Genomic DNA, 2,500 nt, shown 5'->3' with positions numbered 1-2,500 from the left:
ATAGCTGGTTCTCCGCGAAATCTATTTAGGTAGAGCGTCGAGCGAATACCCCCGGGGGTAGAGCACTGGATGGGCTATGGGGACTCACCGTCTTACTGATCCTAACCAAACTCCGAATACCGGGGAGTACTACTCGGCAGACACACGGCGGGTGCTAACGTCCGTCGTGAAAAGGGCAACAACCCTAACCTCCAGCTAAGGTCCCCAAGTCATGGCTAAGTGGGAAAGGATGTGAGGATCCCAAAACAACCAGGATGTTGGCTTAGAAGCAGCCATCATTTAAAGAAAGCGTAACAGCTCACTGGTCTAAATAAGGGTCTTTGCGCCGAAAATGTAACGGGGCTGAAGCCATGCACCGAAGCTGAGGATTTGCGAGCAATCGCAAGTGGTAGCGGAGCGTTCCGTAAGCTGATGAAGGGAGACCCGTGAGGGCTCCTGGAGGTATCGGAAGTGCGAATGTTGACATGAGTAACGATAAAGAGGGTGAGAGACCCTCTCGCCGAAAGACCAAGGGTTCCTGCTTAAAGTTAATCTGAGCAGGGTTAGCCGGCCCCTAAGACGAGGCGGACACGCGTAGTCGATGGGAACCACGTTAATATTCGTGGGCCTGGTGGTAGTGACGGATTGCACAAGTTGTTCTGGTTTATTGGATTATCAGGGCAGCGGAGCGGTTCCAGGAAATAGCTCCACCGTATAGACCGTACCCGAAACCGACACAGGTGGTCAGGTAGAGTATACCAAGGCGCTTGAGAGAACTATGTTGAAGGAACTCGGCAAATTGCACGCGTAACTTCGGAAGAAGCGTGACCCCATTTTAGGCAACTATGATGGGGTGGCACAGACCAGGGGGTAGCGACTGTTTATCAAAAACACAGGGCTCTGCGAAGTCGCAAGACGACGTATAGGGTCTGACGCCTGCCCGGTGCTGGAAGGTTAAGAGGAGAGGTGCAAGCTTTGAATCGAAGCCCCAGTAAACGGCGGCCGTAACTATAACGGTCCTAAGGTAGCGAAATTCCTTGTCGGGTAAGTTCCGACCTGCACGAATGGCGTAACGACTTCCCCGCTGTCTCCAACATAGACTCAGTGAAATTGAATTCCCCGTGAAGATGCGGGGTTCCTGCGGTCAGACGGAAAGACCCCGTGCACCTTTACTATAGCTTTACACTGGCATTCGTGTCGGCATGTGTAGGATAGGTGGTAGGCTTTGAAGCGGGGACGCCAGTTTCCGTGGAGCCATCCTTGAAATACCACCCTTATCGTCATGGATGTCTAACCGCGGCCCGTCATCCGGGTCCGGGACAGTGTATGGTGGGTAGTTTGACTGGGGCGGTCGCCTCCGAAAGAGTAACGGAGGCGCGCGATGGTGGGCTCAGACCGGTCGGAAATCGGTCGTCGAGTGCAATGGCATAAGCCCGCCTGACTGCGAGACTGACAAGTCGAGCAGAGACGAAAGTCGGTCATAGTGATCCGGTGGTCCCGCGTGGAAGGGCCATCGCTCAACGGATAAAAGGTACGCCGGGGATAACAGGCTGATGACCCCCAAGAGTCCATATCGACGGGGTTGTTTGGCACCTCGATGTCGGCTCATCGCATCCTGGGGCTGGAGCAGGTCCCAAGGGTTTGGCTGTTCGCCAATTAAAGCGGTACGTGAGCTGGGTTCAGAACGTCGTGAGACAGTTCGGTCCCTATCTGCCGTGGGTGTAGGAATATTGACAGGATCTGTCCCTAGTACGAGAGGACCGGGATGGACATATCTCTGGTGGACCTGTTGTCCTGCCAAGGGCATAGCAGGGTAGCTATATATGGACGGGATAACCGCTGAAGGCATCTAAGCGGGAAACCCACCTGAAAACGAGTGTTCCCTATCAGAGCCGTGGAAGACGACCACGTTGATAGGCCGGGTGTGGAAGTGCGGCAACGCATGAAGCTTACCGGTACTAATAGCTCGATCGGCTTGATCGTTCTCATTGACTGTGCTCATCTCAAGGCGACCGCAAAGCGGTCGTCCTGACAAGCGAAGGCGATAGCCTTTGCCCGGGCCCGGCGAACACGAAGTGTTCGTCCGGTTGAGTATCAAAGACGTGTTCAAAACTAATCACTCCCGACTGATCACTAATCACTGTCGGAGTGAACCAGCTTCTCAAACAAAAAGTTGCGCTTTGCCGACCTGGTGGTTATGGCGGGGTGGCTGCACCCGTTCCCTTTCCGAACACGGCCGTGAAACGCCCCTGCGCCCATGGTACTTCGTCTTAAGACGCGGGAGAGTAGGTCGCTGCCAGGTCTGCAAAACGCAACTTCTTCAAAAACAATCTTCTCTCAACAAAACTAACGGCCAAAAGCCGATCAAAAGGCCGCCCATCAAGCGGCCTTTCGTGTTACAATATACCGCGGGGTGGAGCAGCCCGGTAGCTCGTCAGGCTCATAACCTGAAGGCCGCAGGTTCAAATCCTGCCCCCGCAACCATATACAAAAATAGCCCGCAAATCCGGCGGGCTTTTTG

General features: G+C 54.3%; 1 tRNA gene and 2 rRNA genes (1 of these 3 cut by a window edge). All 3 read left to right on the top strand.

Annotated features, from left to right (window positions below):
* Positions 1 to 1,962: ribosomal RNA gene (locus tag GGI60_RS31480) — 23S ribosomal RNA — on the top strand (it extends 925 nt beyond the left edge of the window).
* A 204-nt stretch (positions 1,963 to 2,166) separates the two neighbouring features.
* Positions 2,167 to 2,281, top strand: a 5S ribosomal RNA gene (rrf, locus tag GGI60_RS31475).
* A gap of 105 nt (positions 2,282 to 2,386) precedes the next feature.
* A tRNA-Met gene (locus GGI60_RS31470) sits at positions 2,387 to 2,463 on the top strand.
* Positions 2,464 to 2,500 lie beyond the last annotated feature (37 nt).

Origin of the sequence: Rhizobium lentis (assembly GCF_014200175.1) — a bacterium.
Taxonomy (GTDB): domain Bacteria; phylum Pseudomonadota; class Alphaproteobacteria; order Rhizobiales; family Rhizobiaceae; genus Rhizobium; species Rhizobium mulingense.
This window is presented reverse-complemented; position numbering and strand designations above follow the sequence as displayed.